Origin of the sequence: Rhodopirellula maiorica SM1 (genome assembly GCF_000346295.1) — a bacterium.
In the GTDB taxonomy this organism is placed as follows: Bacteria; Planctomycetota; Planctomycetia; order Pirellulales; family Pirellulaceae; genus Novipirellula; species Novipirellula maiorica.
The window spans coordinates 1-17,843 of record NZ_ANOG01000839.1; the positions used below are offsets into that span (position 1 = coordinate 1).

13 protein-coding genes are annotated in these 17,843 nt (G+C 55.1%); 5 read left to right on the forward strand and 8 right to left on the reverse strand.

The window, feature by feature from the left end:
- The 4 genes from RMSM_RS27035 to RMSM_RS27050 all read left to right on the forward strand — a co-directional run.
- The coding region (locus RMSM_RS27035; protein WP_040769559.1) for a YciE/YciF ferroxidase family protein at positions 1–404 on the forward strand (404 nt) is incomplete at its 5' end.
- Positions 405–457: 53 nt separating this feature from the next.
- Positions 458–859 (forward strand): hypothetical protein, encoded by a 402-nt coding sequence (locus tag RMSM_RS27040; RefSeq protein WP_201767082.1) that lies wholly within the window; start codon positions 458–460, stop codon positions 857–859.
- A 249-nt stretch (positions 860–1,108) separates the two neighbouring features.
- A complete protein-coding gene (locus RMSM_RS27045) occupies positions 1,109–1,630 on the forward strand; it encodes an ATP-dependent zinc protease family protein (RefSeq protein WP_144057996.1) in 522 nt (173 codons plus the stop codon).
- A gap of 70 nt (positions 1,631–1,700) precedes the next feature.
- Positions 1,701–2,927, forward strand: coding sequence for a RimK family alpha-L-glutamate ligase (locus tag RMSM_RS27050; protein WP_008704398.1), 1,227 nt, complete (start codon positions 1,701–1,703; stop codon positions 2,925–2,927).
- A gap of 38 nt (positions 2,928–2,965) precedes the next feature.
- Here the strand turns inward: RMSM_RS27050 and RMSM_RS27055 are convergent, their stop codons facing one another.
- From RMSM_RS27055 to RMSM_RS27090, 8 genes are all read right to left on the reverse strand, one after another.
- Complete coding sequence (locus RMSM_RS27055; RefSeq protein ID WP_008704399.1) at positions 2,966–3,871, reverse strand: transglutaminase family protein; 906 nt, start codon at positions 3,869–3,871, stop codon at positions 2,966–2,968.
- Positions 3,872–3,965: 94 nt separating this feature from the next.
- Positions 3,966–6,524, reverse strand: coding sequence for a circularly permuted type 2 ATP-grasp protein (locus tag RMSM_RS27060; protein ID WP_008704401.1), 2,559 nt, complete (start codon positions 6,522–6,524; stop codon positions 3,966–3,968).
- Between the two features lie 368 nt (positions 6,525–6,892).
- Complete coding sequence (locus RMSM_RS27065; RefSeq protein ID WP_008704404.1) at positions 6,893–10,228, reverse strand: transglutaminase family protein; 3,336 nt, start codon at positions 10,226–10,228, stop codon at positions 6,893–6,895.
- Complete coding sequence (locus RMSM_RS27070; protein WP_008704406.1) at positions 10,225–11,175, reverse strand: alpha-E domain-containing protein; 951 nt, start codon at positions 11,173–11,175, stop codon at positions 10,225–10,227. Before RMSM_RS27070 ends, RMSM_RS27065 begins: the two co-directional genes overlap by 4 nt.
- Before the next feature lie 144 nt (positions 11,176–11,319).
- Entirely contained in the window at positions 11,320–12,834 is a 1,515-nt protein-coding gene (locus RMSM_RS27075) for a circularly permuted type 2 ATP-grasp protein (protein ID WP_144057997.1), read from the reverse strand.
- A gap of 230 nt (positions 12,835–13,064) precedes the next feature.
- The gene (gene asnB, locus RMSM_RS27080; RefSeq protein WP_008704413.1) at positions 13,065–14,972 is read right to left on the reverse strand and encodes an asparagine synthase (glutamine-hydrolyzing); all 1,908 of its coding nucleotides are present in this window, start codon (positions 14,970–14,972) and stop codon (positions 13,065–13,067) included.
- A 277-nt stretch (positions 14,973–15,249) separates the two neighbouring features.
- Positions 15,250–16,218: a serine/threonine-protein kinase gene (locus RMSM_RS27085; protein ID WP_008704416.1), complete on the reverse strand. Its 969-nt coding sequence runs from the start codon at positions 16,216–16,218 to the stop codon at positions 15,250–15,252.
- 71 nt (positions 16,219–16,289) lie between these two features.
- The gene (locus RMSM_RS27090) at positions 16,290–17,330 is read right to left on the reverse strand and encodes a galactitol-1-phosphate 5-dehydrogenase (RefSeq protein WP_008704418.1); all 1,041 of its coding nucleotides are present in this window, start codon (positions 17,328–17,330) and stop codon (positions 16,290–16,292) included.
- 117 nt (positions 17,331–17,447) lie between these two features.
- Between RMSM_RS27090 and RMSM_RS27095 the strand changes: the two genes are divergently transcribed.
- A partial coding sequence (locus tag RMSM_RS27095) for a hypothetical protein (protein ID WP_008704420.1) occupies positions 17,448–17,843 on the forward strand: 396 nt, incomplete at its 3' end.

Below are 17,843 nucleotides of genomic sequence, written 5' to 3' on the forward strand. Positions count from 1 at the left end.
TGGCGGACGCGGCGGCTGCGCCTGAACTGAAAAATGCATTCACACAGCATCTCGAAGAAACACGGACGCAGGTAACGCGGGTAGAAAAAGCCTTGGTGATGCTGGGAAGCAAGGTCGAGCGGAAAACGTGTGAAGCAATGAAAGGGTTGATCAAAGAAGGCGAAGAGGTGATTTCAGCTAGCGGCGATGCCTCGATCAAGGATGCCGCGCTGATTGCTGCCGCCCAACGGGTAGAGCACTACGAAATGGCTGGATACGGTTCAGCACGAACGTTTGCCGAACGCTGTGGCCGACAAGATATCGCCGATCTGTTGCAGCAAACGCTCGACGAGGAAGGCAAAGCGGATCACAAGTTGACGGAGGTCGCAGAGAAATCCGTCAACGTCCGCGCCGCGCATGCTTAAGGCTATGACGCGTCACTGCGTGTAAAATGGCGCGGCGGTTTTTCGAAATCACCGTGCCATCTTGCGGCGAAATGATCGCTCCCAAAGAACAGACAAATGCGATGACTCAATACAAACCAAATTCCGCAGCAAAGGAAAAGGCCAAATCGCTCGTCAAGTCACATCAATATGTCGTCGATAGCGATTGGGGCGATGCACAACCGAGCAGCGATGACGAAAACAAATTTCTAGAGACGCATGATTGGGACGAATACGCAAAGTGGTTCTTAGCGGTCGACCCTGATGCTGGCAAGCACACCAAAGGCCGCTTCCACTTTCCCTTCGGAGACTTTGGGCGACTGCATCGCAGCGGCCTGATTGCGGCCAAGCAGCGTGCCGCTCAGAACAACCACCCCAAGATCGAAGCTGCCATCGACGAATTGCTCAACGAGTTCGAAAGCGAACGCGATTCGTGATTCATTTGAATTGGCTTGGATCGGATCGCAGGATCGGAACATTCACTGGCTTAGCGGAAACGGATAAATGAGTCGGATTATCCGCCGTTTTGCGAAACTTTTCACAGTCGATTTGTTTTGCAGAATGTTGCCGTCTAGACATCGCGACGCCGGGATGGTTAACCTCTGGATATTCGAGAGTTTCTGACTTCCGGTGCTGTTCCGAAGCCCCTAAAACCACGTCCCCTTGGCGAATCGGGATCGATAGCTTTGACATTTCCGACAGATTCAGACGACCTTTTCGACGACCAAGATGCTCCGTCCAACTCCCACGACACAAAGGACCAGTGGGTTATTGGGTGGCGTGAATGGGTTTCCTTGCCGAGCTTGGGAATACGTCACATCAAGGCAAAAATCGACACCGGTGCAAGATCGTCAAGTTTGCATGCCTTGAATATCGAAACCTTTGATGTGGACGGCGTCGATATGGTTCGCTTTGCCGTTCAACCGCACCAACGGTCTGACGCCAAAACGATCGCATGCGAAGCTCCGGTCCACGACATTCGCAGCGTTCGCAGTTCAAGCGGGCAAGCTTCCAAACGGATCTTTATCTTGACCGAAGTCCATTGGCTCGATACCACTTGGCAAGTCGAATTGACGCTTGCCAACCGCAACAAAATGGGATTCCGAATGTTGATGGGTCGCGAAGCCATTCGCGGACGCATGCTGGTCGATCCAGGCCAATCCTACTTTGGCGGACGCCCCAAAAAGAAAAAACGAAAACACTGGTGAATCATCACCAGCGCCCCTGGAACGCCAAAATCACCTAGCCCTCTAAATCTTTTTGCTTTGAGACCCTTTTATGAAGTTGGCGATCCTTTCGTGTAGCCCGAATTGCTACAGCACACGGCGTCTAAAAGAAGCCGCATTGTCACGTGGCCATCAAGCCAAGGTGCTCAATACACTTCGCTTTTCGATCGATCTGAAGCAGGGCGAACCCGATCTCTATTTTCGCTCGAAACTACTCAGCGATTACGACGCCGTGATTCCGCGAATCGGTTCATCCATCTCGTTTTACGGGACCGCCGTGGTCCGCCAATTCGAACAGATGGATATCTTCACGACCAACAGCTCCGCAGGGATCACGAACGCTCGTGACAAACTGCGTTGCTTACAAATTTTAAGTCGCCATCACATCGGGATCCCTGAAACCGCCTTCGTTCGCGAAAAGCGAGACGTGTTGCCTGCGATTGAACGCGTCGGCGGCGTGCCGATCATCATCAAACTGCTCGAAGGCACCCAAGGCGTTGGCGTGATCTTGGCCGAATCGGTCAAGACGGCCGAAGCGATCATCGAAACGCTGCAAAGCACGCGGCAAAACGTGTTGGTGCAAAAATTTGTATCGGAAAGCCGTGGCCGCGACATTCGTGCATTCGTCGTCGGCGACCGTGTTGTGGCGGCAATGCGGCGTGTGGCGCAGGGCCAAGAGTTTCGTAGCAATGTGCATCGCGGCGGCCGTACCGAATTGGTCGAACTCGACGACGCGTATTGCGAAACCGCCGTCCGCTGTGCCCAAATCATGGGGCTGCGTGTGGCGGGCGTCGATATGCTCGAAGGCAGCGACGGACCACAAGTGATGGAAGTCAATTCGTCGCCGGGGCTCGAAGGCATTGAATCATGCACCCAACTTGATATCGCCGGCGCCATCATCGACTACGTTTCAGCCCAAGTCGACTTTGCCGAAATCGACGTTCGTCAACGCTTGACCGTCAGCCGCGGCTACGGAGTGACCGAAATTCATGTTCCCGAAGGCTCGGAGTTCTGTGGCAAAACGATCGATCAATCGGGACTTCCCGAACAAGACATCAACGTGTTGACGCTGTACCGCGGCGCCAGCGTGATCCCAAACCCAAGACTGAAGCGAACGCTCGAACCGGGCGACCGCTTGCTATGCTTCGGCAAACTCGAAGCGATGCGGTCGATGATTCCGGATAAAACCCGTCGCAAGCGTCGCCCCAAAGTCAAACAACTTGCGACCGAGATTTCCGGTTCCGCCCCTGCCAGTCCTCAAGACCGTGATTTCGCGTAGATGGATTGCCTCGACTCGTTGCCAATCACCGCGAATCGTTAACCGAGTCCTTGGATCGGTTCGACATCCACGCTGACCTTGAGCGAGGTTTGGCCGCCGCCCAAAATCACGCCGCGCATCGGGCTGACGTCACCGTAATCGCGGCCGATGCAAATCGGGATATGATCGGTGGTGCATTGGCACGCGTTGGTGGGATCAAAATCGATCCAGTCTAATTCGGGACCACAATAAACGCTGATCCATGCATGCGATTCGTCCGCACCGATTTTGCGTTCTTCACCCGGCGGTGGAATCGTTCGCAAATAACCACTGACATACCGGGCCGGCAATCCAATCGAACGCAAGCAGGCGATTTGAATGTGGGCAAAGTCTTGGCAGACCCCCGCACGCAGCGCAAACGCGTCGGCGGTCGGCGTGTTGACTTCAGTCGCACAAGTGTCATAGCGAAAATCGTGATGGATTCGCTTGGTCAAATCCAAGGTCGCCTCGACGATTCCGCGCCCTTCGGTGAACGAGATCTGAGCGTAGTCGGCATACTTGGACTCTTTCTGAACACGCGGCGAATCAAAACAAAATTCGTCGACATAACGGCCCGAGCGACTCTGCCGAATCGCTCCCGGATGGCCAATAATCGTATTCCAATTGATCGCACCGTCCACACTAATCGAGGACGGCGGATCGACAGTGACTTCGCTAGTGGCAACTGCCGTCAACTCTTTATGCAGCGTTTCGATCGCAAACGAGTAAACGCAATTGCCAAAATAGTCGGTGTGTTCGGTCACCGTCATGGGCTCGGGCGAGATCGCAATACCGGAATGGTGGCATGTCACTCCCGGCCGTGTGCTTGGTTGCATCCGTAATTGATTTTGGCAAACCGCCACCGAATCGCTGTAGCGATAGTGAGTTCGATGGGTGATGCGATAACGAATGGATGAGTCAGGCACGGTTCAAAGCCATTGGATCATGGACGACACAGATTCACAATTTTCACATTACACCGCAGTTTCTCACAACAGGCCGGCATCGGAAACCACCTTGCTAATCCATCTCGGGCACACTGACCCCGGTCAAAATTTGCGTTGTCCCGGTATGAATCAAGTATCGTGCCGCGATCGCGTCGGACAAACTCGGTAATCCACGAATCAATTGTTCGAGCAATCGTTCCAAGTGCGGGCGACTTTTATTTGGCCCGATTTCACTTAACTGAATCGGATCCGCGATCCGCAATGCATGCAACATCCGGCTGGCAATTTTCTCATCGGCTCCGAGTCCAACAATCTTTGCACCGGTCGGCAATTGGCTAATCAGCATCGCAATCTCATGCAACTGAAAACTTAGCGATCGAGGATTCGTTTCATCGGTCACCAACAAATCGATCGTCGGTGCGGGACGAACCAGGTTTAGGTAGCGCGAACGATACGTCATCATGCTGTCCAGCGCGTCCAACACTCCTTCGCATACCGACGCTTCGTTGCCGACCGGATTGACCATCGTCGCGTCAAGCAGTTCAGCGGTTTGGTCCGCTCGTTCGATGCGTCGCCCAAGTTGCAAGAATCGCCAAGCATGGGTTCGCGTGGTACTTTCACTTGCAACACCGGCAAACGCCAACAGATCGGTAATCAACAGATTCAACCGCTCGATGACCCGTCCCATATTGTCGCCCGCATGCGATGTTCGTTCAATCGAATCGCTGCCGATCCGTTGGATGATCCGGTACGCATCAATGGAAATCCGGTCACGAACCGAGCGAGCGTTCATCACCATCGACCCAATCGTGGCCTGCAGTCCGCGTGGTTGATTGCGGTCCATGATCGAACTGGGCAACATGTCTTCGACGCGCGGCAAGGTGCCATCAAGCCCCGTCACAGCATAACCGGGTTCGATCTGCCCGATCGCCGCCAGCGCGGCCAACAACCGCGGAAGCTCGGGCATATCGCTAAGTTCGTTTTCGCCGGCCACGCGAACGATCGTCGTCCGCAGCAACCGCGTGATCGCTTCAGCACGTTCGGCGTACCGACCAAGCCAAAACAAGTGTTCCGCCACACGACTGGGCAATTCGTCGCCACTTCGCTTGAGCGCAACTTTGGCATCGGGCGGTGGCAGCAGCGTGGTTTCGGTATCAATTGGTTGGGTGCTGGAAACCCAACAATCCATCGTCAAATGACCGCTGGCGTGCGATCGGTCGAGCTCCTGTTCTCGCGGGCTGACACGCGCAAGCGCCCCTGGCAAGACCTCGACGCCCTCGGCGGTTTGCAATTGAAAACAACGTAGCGCCAAATACCACGGCTCGAGCTGGTTGTCGGTCCAAACCGGCGTCGTGCTATGGGCGAGTTTCTGCTGAGCCACAAACTCGCGTGGCTTGGCCTTGATCGCCGCGACCAACTCCTCACGCGCCGAACTCGACAACGTCGACGGAGCGACCGGAGGAACACCAGACACCACAAACGCAGGCCGAATGACCAACGAATCAAGGTTGCTGAGCACATAGTCGCACTCTTTTTTGCCACCACACCAATACGTGGCCACATTCGGCAAACTCAACGACTCACCCAACAACAATTGACTGGCCGCCGGCAGAAACGGCAGCAGCGCCGGTGTTTGCGCCATCACGCTGCCAACCGAATTGACCACCGCCACGTTTTGCTCACGAACCGAACGCAACAGCCCGGTCACCCCTTCGATCGAATCGGGATCCAATTCCAATGGATCACATTTGCGATCGGACACGTGTCGCCAAAGCACTTCGATCGGTAACAAACCACCCAGTGTTTTCAAATTCAATTGGCCACCCCGAGCGGCAAGGTCGGTGCCTTCGACCAGGGTCAAACCGAGGTAGCGAGCCAAGTAAGCATCTTCAAATTCGCGGTAGCTGTCATGCCCCGGCGTCAGCAATGCGACTCGCGGGTTATCACGCATTCGCGGCGCCAGCGAACGAAGATGGCTCCGCAACGAATCAAAAAAGGATGCGAGCCGCCGCGTGTTGCACTGGCGAACCACCTGCGGGAACACTCGCGTCGTGACGATACGGTTTTCCAGCAAATAGCCCAGCCCGCTTGGGGCTCGCGTGCGATCACTCGTCACCCACCAAGTGCCATCGGTGGCTCGCGCGATATCGGTGGCCGTGATATGCAATCGCTTGCCACCGCAACTGGGCATTTGGTGATAAGCACGCTGAAAATAAGGGTTCGCCCACAGCACGTCCGGCGGAATGATCTTCTCTTTGACCAACCGCTGCTCGCCAAGCAAATCGTCTAGCACGGCTTCCAAGACCAGCGTTCGCTGAGCGAGCCCGGCTTCGAGTTTGGCCCAGGAAGCGGAATCGATCACCAGCGGGATCGAGGACAATCGCCACGGACGCACCGCCCGCCCCTCTTCGCTGTCGACGTTGAACGTGGTCCCGTTCTCGTGAACCAGCTCGTCGATCGTTGCCACCCGCTCGTTCATCCCCTGATTGCCAAGCGATTGCAGATAGTTGGCAACGGGCTGCCAATGGGGACGCAGCTTCCCCCCTGGCGTTTTACATTCGTCAAAACGTTCCGGCGTGGCGACGTAATCGCCGAGCGAGGGTGTTGAGGCAACGGGCGATGTCAAAACCATCAGACTCGCAGGTAGGAGCAAGAAATATCCAACGGCGCAGGCCTTTCTTGCGAAACGCGAATTGCCGCTCAGTCGCCACAGTCTATATCAAGCGATGACTGTCGTCATTCGGTTGATCAGCAACGCTGACTTGCTCAAATCCGGCAGCTTTTCTTGATTCCCCCAACGGAGGGCCATCCGGTTTGCCGCTTGACCAAGGCAACCTAACCTCTTGAAAGTCAACAGGTTAGACCGATCTGCTTGGAATGGCAAAGTCGCATCGCCGCGACGGTGGTGCATCAACTGATTTTCGTTTGTGTGGATCTCACAATCTTCTTTTCCATCCTCCCCTGCGGTCTGTAGCAGTTAAGAAAGCTTTGCGGGCCCACTCACGTTCGCACGTGCCTTCGCAGATCGAGCGTGATCGGATATTCACATCGATTTGCCAACGGAGGGAGATCGGCGATATCAAACTTTTCTCCGCTGAGGGTCGAACGTTCAAATTGAGCGACCCGGCGTGATTCGGCTTCGCTCGCGTTGATGGGAAACTTTTCGTGGCTGCGCCCCGCTGGATGCACCGCATGGTAACGGCATCCGCCGATCGATTGCCGATTGCGAAGGTCGACGATATCGAACTGCAGCGGGGTGTGGATACCAATCGTCGGATGCAAACACCGTGGCGGTTGCCATGCACGATACTTCACGCCGGCGACATATTGGTTCTGGACCCCCGTCGGATGCATTGGTACCCGCACTCCGTTGCAAAGAACTGCGTAGCGTGCCGAGTCCATTCCGTCGACAAGAATCTCTAACCGTTCCAACGACGAATCGACATACCGAGCCGTTCCGCCCGATCCCGGTTCTTCGCCCATCACATACCAGGGCTCGATCCCACTTCGTAGCCTCAGTTGGACATCTTGGTGGGTGACTTCGCCAATCTTTGGAAACCGGAATTCGTGCTGCGGAGCGAACCATTCCGAACGCAACGTTGCACCTCGACGATTAAGATCATCGATCAAATCACAAAGATCTTGCCAGATAAAATGCGGCAACATAAAGCGATCGTACAGCGTCGTTTGCCATCGCGACATCGGCTCTTGATACGGTTTTTCCCAGAACACCGCGATCGCGGACCGAATCAGCAACTGTTGAGCCAGATTCATTCGTGGATTCGGCGGCATCTCGAATCCACGCAGCTCGACAAGCCCCAGACGGCCGGTCGACGAATCGGGCGAATAAAGTTTGTCGATACAAATCTCGGTGCGATGCGTGTTTCCAGTCAAGTCGACCAACAGATCGCGAAACAAACGGTCGACCAACCAAGGCGGTTGATTCTCGCCAAGCGTATTGAGCTGACTCAGCGCGATCTCCATTTCATAGACCGCATCGACCCTAGCTTCGTCCATCCGCGGCGCTTGGCTGGTCGGACCGATAAACCGACTGCTGAACAAATACGAAAGCGCCGGATGGTTATTCCAGAACCGAATCATACTGGCCAATAAATCCGGCCGGCGAATAAAGGGACTTTCCGATGGCGTCGATCCGCCCAGCACGATATGGCTTCCGCCGCCGGTGCCCGTGTGGCGACCATCGAGATCAAACTTTTCGGCCCCCAGTCGACTCTGTTTCGCCTCCTCGTACAGCGTCTCGGTGAGGTTCACCAACGAGTCCCAGGAATCGGTCGGCTGGGTGTTGATCTCGATCACGCCTGGATCGGGCGTGACCTTGAAATACTCGATACGATCGTCCGGGGGTGGCAAATAGCCTTCTAGGATCACGGGCACATCCAGCTTCGCACAGGTCTGCTCGATCGCCGAGACAAGGTCCAAGTAATCTTCGAGTCGCTGCGTCGGAGGCATAAAAACATGCAGTCGACCAAAGCGACATTCGACACACAGCGCGGTGCTGATCACATCGTTGCTGGTGGGCAAATCATCAGGGTCCTCTTCGTCAAGCGTCTGCTCGTTGACGGGCAGGGTCGCCAATTCTTCGCCACCACGTAGCACCGATTCGTTCCCTTTGCCCAGTGGCGGAAGCGGTGGATGCGTCGCGAACGGATCGGCGGGCGTGGTGTAGAACACCGCGTTCGATCCGGTGCCGCTGGGCAGCGATTCGAGCGGCAAACGCAGCCCGATCGGCGAATCGCCAGGAATCAAATACAGTTTTTCGGCGCGGACCGGCCATCGACCACTGATCCACCCCGGCTTGGCTTGCCACCACGCCCGACGCAGCGGCAATACACAACCCACCGGCTTGCTCAGCCCCTGAGTGAACGTTCGCATCATCATGGCGCGTTCATTGGGATCATCAAGTTTTGGGTCGGTCGGGTCGACATCGACCGGCAAACGATTTTCGCGCCACAAATAGTGAAAGACGTCTTCGTAAACCGGGAACGACATTTTGGCATTGATGCCTAACTCCGACGCCAAATTTTGCACGAATCGATTGGCGTCGTCGGCCGTCAATCCATAGTCTTTGCCTTCGTCGGCAATGTATTTCGGATCGTTCCAAACAGGTTGCCCATCACGACGCCACATACACGTCAGCGCCCACCGCGGCAGCGATTCACCGGGGTACCATTTGCCTTGGCCATAGTGCAACAAACCGCCCGGTGCAAATTTGTCACGAAGCCGCAACAACAACACGTTGCTGAGTACCCGTTTCTCTTCACCTACCGCGTCGGTGTTCCACTGAGGATCTTCCATATTGTCGATGGAAACGAACGTCGGTTCGCCTCCCATCGTCAAACGAACATCGTTCTTTCGCAACCGCTCGTCGATCTGGCGACCGCTGCGCAGAATCTCGGACCACTGTTTATCCGAATACGGCTTGGTGACGCGAGGGTCTTCGTAGATCCGCGACACCGTCATCGTATGCTCGAATTCAACCTCACACGCTTCGTGACCGCCCGTGATGGGCGCAGCACCGGTGTAAGAGGGTGTACAAGCGAGCGGAATGTGGCCTTCGCCGGCGAACAAACCGCTGGTGGGATCAAGCCCGACCCACCCCGCCCCCGGCAAAAAGACCTCCGTCCAAGCGTGCAGGTCACAAAAATCAGCCACCGGACCCGCCGGGCCTTCCAAAGGCTTCTCATCGGCCAGCAGTTGGATCAAATACCCCGAGACAAACCTCGCGGCCAACCCCAATTGACGAAACGTTTCGACCAGCAACCAAGCCGAATCACGACACGACCCGCTGCCCAAATCCAGCGTTTGCTCGGGCGTTTGGACCCCGGGCTCCATTCGCACCAAGTACTTGACTCGCTGTTGAGTCAAGCGATTAATTTCAACCAAGAAATCATTGATCGACGTGGTCGACTTCGGAAGCGATGCCATCCATTCGTCAAAATTCTTCGACGCAACCGGTTTTGTCAAATACGGTGCAAGCTGCTGCTTGACGTCGGCATCGTAATCAAACGGCCAGTTGTCCGCATACGATTCCACAAAGAAATCGAACGGATTGATAACGGTCATGTCTGCAGTCAAATCGACTGTGACACAGAGCTCTTTGGTAGGTTTTTGAAAAACAAAGCGGGCAATCGGATTCGCGAATGGATCTTGTTGCCAATTAACAAAGTGATCCTTCGGCTCGACTTTTAGATTGTAAGCATCAATCTTGGTCCGCCCATGATATGCTGGGCGAAGACGGACCAATTGAGGCCCCAAATGGATCGCGCGAGAATAGAGGTAGCGCGTTTGGTGATGCAGTGCAACACGAATGGTCATGGGGTCGTCGATATATTAAAATAGTCTTCGTTCAATGAGCTACCGATTTGGTTCAGCTCTTGCTGCAAATTGTCGATGAATTGATGCATCCCACCGGCCAAAACCTCTTTCACATTGGTCGAGGACATGCGATGCCGCAGCGCCGCCATCTGCTTCTTTGCCGTGCCCGCCGACCCAGATTTCGAAACCTCTTCAATCGCAGCCAATGAGGCATCGGCCCCTGCGACACACGACAAAATCGATCGCGGAAAGGTGCGATGGAACAAGAAAAAGTGGACCACTTTCTCGATGTCCATCAAATGATGTTCGCGGCGATAGGTTTCAAATCCACTGATCGCCAATAACAGCGCCGACCACTGCAAATCATCCACCGCCGTCCCCACATCATCAACGCGAGGCAGCAAGTTGAAGTATTTGACGTCCAAGATTCGTGACGTTTTATCAGCACGCTCGATCAGCCGACCGAGGTTGGCGAAATGCCATCCGGTGTCGTGAGCCATGGTGCTGTCGAGCACGCCGGACCAAAACAGTGCATGCTGACGCACGATGTCAAAGAATTCCGCTGTCGGATCGGTGATCGTATCGGCCACCGAATCGTTCACGAAGTGATAGAACTCATTGATCTGCAAAAACGCTTCAGACGATAATCCTTCGCGAACGCTTTTGGCGTTTTCGCGAGCACACCGTAGCGACGTCAACATCGAACTATGGTATTCGGTATCAAACGCTAAAAACTGGACAACGTTCTGTGCGTTGGCTTCGCCATACTTCTCTGCGAACCATTCGTTGTCGCCGGTGACCTGGACAAGCGGCTCCCACGGATCGACGAGATTCTCGGGTTGGTCCAGCACGATCCCAAGCGTGATCTCTAAAAACCGGGCAAGATTCTCTGCTCGTTCAACTTGACGGCTCATCCAATAGATTGATTCAGCAACACGAGAAAGCATGGGAGTATTGTGTCAGAAGAAAAGGAAGTTGAATGAAGGACGATGGGGCAAAGGAGGACGTGCAGGATCGTGCGGGCTTGGCCAATCCACACGCCTCGTCTTTAACGATGAAAAGACGAAGCGAGGAAGTAAAACGGTCGGTCGTTAGCTAATTTCATCAATGGCCACCGATTGCCCTGGATCAGCAGCGACCCAGGTATCTTTGCTGCCGCCGCCCTGGGATGAATTGACCACCAGCGATCCTTTCCGCAACGCCACACGCGTCAATCCTCCGGGCATCACCCACACGTCATCCTCGCTATTGCAAAGAATGTAAGGCCGCAAATCGACATGTCGCCCCTCGATCTTGCCATCGGCAAGCGTCGGCATTCGTGACAGCTGCAAGGTTGGCTGGGCAACGAAGTTACGGGGGTTCTCGCTAATTTTCTCAGCAAACTCAGCCCGTTCTTTCTTGGTCGCGTGGGGCCCAATCAAGATTCCGTAACCGCCCGATTCGCCGGCGGCTTTGACGACAAGCTCATCCAAGTGAGCAAGCACATACTTGCGGTCTTCGGGCCGCGAACAGACATAGGTGGGCACATTGGCTAGAATCGCTTCCTCGTTCAGATAGTAGCGAATCATGTCGGGGACAAACGCGTAGATCACCTTGTCGTCGGCAATCCCTGTGCCCGGCGCATTAGCCAGAGCCACATTGCCGGCTCGATACGCACTCATCAACCCCTTTACGCCAAGCATCGAATCGGGACGAAACACATCTGGATCAAGGAAAATGTCATCGACCCGTCGGTACAACACGTCGACTCGCTGCAACCCGTCGGTGGTCCGCATGTAGACGACGTCTTTTTCGACCACCAAGTCGCGGCCTTCGACAAGTTCGACCCCCATTTGCTGAGCCAAATACGAATGCTCGTAATAGGCGCTGTTGAACACACCGGGCGTTAACACCGCCACGGTGGGATCGTTGATATCCTCGCGTGCCATGCCTCGCAACATCTGATACAAGCGAGCCGGATAGTCACGCACCGGACGGACTCGCGATGCGCTGAACACTTGTGGAAAGTTCTTTTTCATTACGTGCCGATTCTGCAACACGTAGGAAACCCCCGAAGGACAGCGGAGATTGTCTTCGAGCACGTAAACCGCGCCGGTATTGTCGCGGACCAAGTCCGTTCCGGTGACATGACACCAAACATTGCGAGGCGGTTTCAATCCCACACATTGCGGCAAGAACGCCGACGCCGAATCGATCAATTCACTCGGAATGATGCCATCTTTGACGATCTGCTGTTCGTTATAGATGTCACCGAGAAACAGATTCAATGCTTTGATACGCTGTTTCAGCCCCGCTTCAATGTGATGCCACAACATCGTCGACACGATCCGCGGCACAATGTCAAAGGGCATGATCTTTTCCGTCCCCGCCGCATCGCTGTAGACGGTAAACGTGATCCCCATCTGATACAGCGCCCGCTCGATCGCCTTCTGGCGTCGTAATAATTCTTCGGCGGGCAATCTGTTGATCCGCTCGATCAACAACTCCGCGTCCGGACGAGCGACCGTTTTGTCGTCGACTAATTCATCAAAAAATCCGTCGGTCTGATATCCCAATAATTTGGGCGGGGCGGTTGATTGAGTCTGGCTTTGAGATTGTGAGGCCATTTGAAAAGCAACGGTTTCCTGAAGAGGGAGCTCTAGTGTCAGTCCGATACACGATCGACGCACTCGTTGAATCCGCATCTTACCAGTTCCGCCATTCTGGTTCTCATGATTCTATAGCGAATAATCCGAGATGATAGTGACCGATGACGATTTCGATTGCAACGCTGTCGCATCATGCCGTAGAAGCACCCCTTACGGCAGACTACGGTAAATAACCTAAGCGTCGACGATCAACTCCAGCGTCGCAGCCACTTTTCAAGGATCAGCAAATTCCACAATCGATACCCGTGATTCTGCTCGTTTTGCTCGTGCGACCGCACCAATTCGGCAACGCGATCACGACGCAAAAAAGGCTGGATCTTTGCATCGTCCGCTAACAACGTTTCATGAACCATGGGCTTCAGTTCGTCGCGAAACCAATTCGCAATCGGAATCCCGAAGCCCATCTTTTTCCGCGTGAAAATTGACGATGGAATCATCGAACCAAACGTGTCTTGCAAAATCAATTTGCCTCGACCACCCCGGAATTTATATCGCACCGGAAGCGTCGCAGCAAATTCGACCACGCGGTAATCCAACAATGGCTGACGCACTTCCAAGGCGTTGCCCATCGATGCGATGTCGACTTTGGTACACAAATCGCACGGCAAATACGTCAACACGTCACTTGCGGAGGCCTGCGACACGACATCACGCCCCTTGGAACGATCCCAGGCAGCATCGAGAAAATCAAAAGGATCGTCACCCGGCAAACGTTCGACAAAGTCGTCGCTATACAACGACGCGCGAAGAGACTCGGGAAAGATCTGCAGCCAATTCAAATAGCGACGCGCCGTCGGTTGCCCCAGCGCCTCGAGAAACCGCTTGGCTCGGCGTACCACCGAACGACGTTTCTCGGAATCCGGCAACCGCTGGACCAAGCCGATCCCTGGAACCTGATGCAGCGGAAACATTTTTTGCAGCTTGCTGCTGAGCCATAACGCACGATACCGTTCGTAACCGGCAAACAGTTCGTCACCGCCGTCACCCGACAACGCCACCGTCACCTGTTTGCGAGTCAATTCGGACAAATACCATGTCGGCACTGCCGACGAATCGCCAAACGGTTCGTCGTAGTGCCAGACCAATTTATCGATCACATCGACGCCGTGCGGCATCACCTCAAAACGCTGGTGGTCGGTGCCGAGATGCTTGGCGACTTGGGCGGCGTAGGCGGTTTCGTCAAAATCGGCAACCGGAAACCCGATACTAAACGTCTTGATCGGTTGATCCGAAATCGACTGTGCGATCGCCGTGATCAGCGACGAATCGATACCGCCAGACAAAAACGTCCCAAGCGGCACATCGCTTTGCATTCGCAAACCGACCGAATCGGTTAACAGTTCTCGCAGCCGATCACACGCGTCGGTATGCGAAATCGGAACTTCGATTGACGGGTCATAGTTCCAATAGCGTTGGACACGGACTTGCCCGTTTTCAAAGACGGCAAAATGCCCTGGCGGCAACTTCCGCACGCCCTTCCAAATTGTTCCCGGTGGCGGAATGTATTGGTAAGTCAAAAATTCGTCGATCGCCGCAGGATCAATCTCGTTACAAACGCCCCCGGCGGCGACCAAACACTTCAGCTCGCTGCCAAAAACCAACCGGTTGTCTTTCAGCGCATAGTAGAGCGGCTTCTGACCGATCCGGTCGCGTGCCAACACCAACCGATTTCGCTTGGCGTCCCAGATGGCAATCGCGAACATGCCGTTGAGCTGCGAAAAACAATCGGTTCCGACATCTTCGTACAGATGCAGAACCGGCTCGCCATCGCCATGCGTGGCAAAGGTGTGTCCGGTTCCTTCGAGCCGACGGCGAAGCGTTTTGAAATTATAGATCTCGCCATTAAAGACCATCCGGACGCTGCCGTCCTCGTTGCCCATCGGTTGGCGAGCCCCCTCGAGATCGATGATGCTAAGTCGGCGAAACCCCAGCCCCACGCCGATTCGATTTCCATAGGCATCATGGTGATCGGTGTCGATCCACGTTTGCGAATCATCGGGCCCGCGATGCGCGATCGAGTCGGTCATCTTGCCCAGCAGCGACGCATCGACCGCGACCTTCGCGTCCAGCCAAACTGCCCCGGTAATCCCACACATCGAGTTGTCGTTCCTAGTAGTTAAAAAAGTGTGGGATAGGCTTCCAGCCTGTCATCAAGACCAGTTTCACAAGCTCGCGAGTTGGAAAGCTGCGAAATATACCGTAGCGAAACTCGCCAAGAGTTTCGTTCCACCCGACACCAACAGCCGAAACTCTTGGCGGCTTGTTGATTAATCGTTTGACAGTCAGCCGAAGGCGTAGTCGCACCGTTAGCGTACGCCTATCGGCTAACGGTTAAACGAAGCGTTCTAAACAGGCTCGAAGCCTATCCCACGTTTAACAATCGATCGCTCGCACGGCATCGATGAATTCTCGCATCGATTGAAAACGCTGGCTCGGTCGTTTCTGGATCGCTCGCATCACCACGTCGTCGGCCGCTTTGGGGATATCGCGTTCAGGTGACCGCTCGCTCGGTGGCGGAATTTCTTTGTTCTTAATATTGTCAAACGTCTCGTTAATATCCGCCCCACGAAACGGCTCGCGAATCGCCAACATTTCGTACAACACCACACCGGCGCTAAAGATATCGGTGCGTTCATCGATCCCACGATTACCGTCCACTTGCTCGGGCGACATGTACAGCGGCGTTCCCGGTCGCTGGCCGCCCCCGGTCAACGTTCGCAGTTGCTCGCCATCGGATTCGCGAGGCTTCAGCACGCTGCGATTGATCGGTTCGTTGTCATCCGCGTGCCCCCACACTTTGGCGACTCCCCAATCCAACAAGATCACCTCGCCGAAATTACCCACCCAAATGTTTTCGGGTTTGAAATCGCGATGGATCACCCCGCGAGCATGGGAGTAGGCCAGCGCTTGGCAGGCGCTGGCGACAATTTCCAACCGAGCCTCTGTGGGAAAGGCTGCAATGGTCGCTTCGTCGCCGCGTGCGATTCGCTTCAAGATCTCGAAAAAATTCTCTCCCGAGATCCGCTTCATCACGAAATACATCCCCTCGACCTCGTCGTTGCCGATGTCGTAAACCGGCACCGTATTGGGATGTTGCAATTGTGCGGTCACCCGGGCTTCACGAAGCAGACGACGTTGCTCGCGTCGGTCATGTCGCGTTTCGGGCAACAACGACTTGATCGCTACGGTCCGTCCGGTGACGCAATCGAATCCAGATCGTAATACCGCGCTGCCGCCACGCGCCATCTCGCGAAGGTTGTTGTAGCGGGCAATTCCAAGCGGCACGTTCTGGGGAAGATCCGGATCGGTGCCTGACAGAATGATGGTGGGTTCGCTAATCATAGTCTCATTGTATGCCAAATCGAAGCGTCCAGGCACTACCACACCTATCGGCTACTCTGCCGGCTGCCGCATCAATTTTTCTGGGGCTGAACGACGACTTTCATCTGATCAGGATCGCCCGCATACAGCCGTTCGAACCATTGTGGCGCGTCATTTAACGCAATTTTAGCGGTAATCAGCGGCTCGACTTTAATGATCCCACGGTTCATCAGATCGATGCACTGCGGGTATTCCCCGTTACACCCACACGTGCCTCGCAGCGTAATTTCACGGGTCACGACCGATTGCAGAGGCAATTCAATTTTGGGCGACACGTTTCCGACCAAAGTCACGCTGCCGCCCTTGCGGACCGATTCAATTGCGGTATTGACCGTCGGCGTCGCACCGACGACCTCCAACGACACATCGGCTCCGCGGCCTGCGGTCAATTTGCGAACCTCCGCAGGCACGTCGACTTGATCGCCCCGCAAAACGACGTCGGCGCCTAGCTCTTTGGCGACCGCCAAACGCTTGTCATTCAAATCGACCGCGATCACCTGTGTCGCACCAGCGGCGCGGACCGCTTGAATCGTCAACAAACCGATCATCCCCGCCCCCACGACCACGGCGGTATCGCCTAGCGTGATTTGGGTGACATTGGCAGCATGCACGGCCACCGAAACCGCTTCGACCAGCGCCGCATGCTCAAACGGCAACGTCTCAGGCAACGTGTAAACGATTCGGCGAGGCACGCTGATCTGTTCGGCAAACGCACCGTGACGACGGTATTCGCCACACGACACGCCCAACACCATGCGGTTATCACAAAGATTGCCGTCGCCTTGGCGGCAAAAATGACACTCGCCACACGAGACCATCGAATCGAACGTGACTCGCGTTCCCACCGGCAAATCGGTTACATTTTCGCCCGTGGCGATCACGATCCCAGCGGCCTCGTGCCCCATCACCAACGGCGGAATACGACGCCCGGTGCTGCCGTCATAGCCATGAATATCGCTGCCACAGATGCCGCACGCTTCGACCTGAACCAAAACATCGTCGCTGCCCACGCTCGGAGCTTCGACGTCGGTGACTTGCATCGCTTTATATTCGGTTAGCAGTAACGCTTTCATGGTTGTCTCAATCGCGTAATGATGGTGCCCCGTTAACAGATTTCGACCCACAGACGGGCAGATCCTAGACAATAAATAGGGGGCGTACCGTCGCAGTTTATCACACGGAAGCCAAAATTGAACGACGACGAAACCTTGACCGCCTACCACGAAGCTGGCCATGTGGTCGTCGGCTACTTGCTAGGAGCCCAAATCGACGAAGTGCGGCTTGATAGCATGATTGACGACGATTTACCCCGACGTTTTGGCGATTGTCTCGTCAATTGGGGAAAAGTCGATGCCAGCTGTGATTGGCAACGCCAACGCGAATTGATGACCATCCTGGCTGGCCCGGTCGCCGAAATGATCTATCGGGGCGAGCGGCTGCATCCAGCCCATTTCGGGCCTTGGCAAGGCGATTGGCAACAAGCGTGCGCGCGATCCGTTGGACTGTTCGCCCATCCCGCCGAACAAGTTCGATTTCTCGAACAGATGATCGCGCGGCTTTATCAACGCATGGAAAAGGACCGTGGT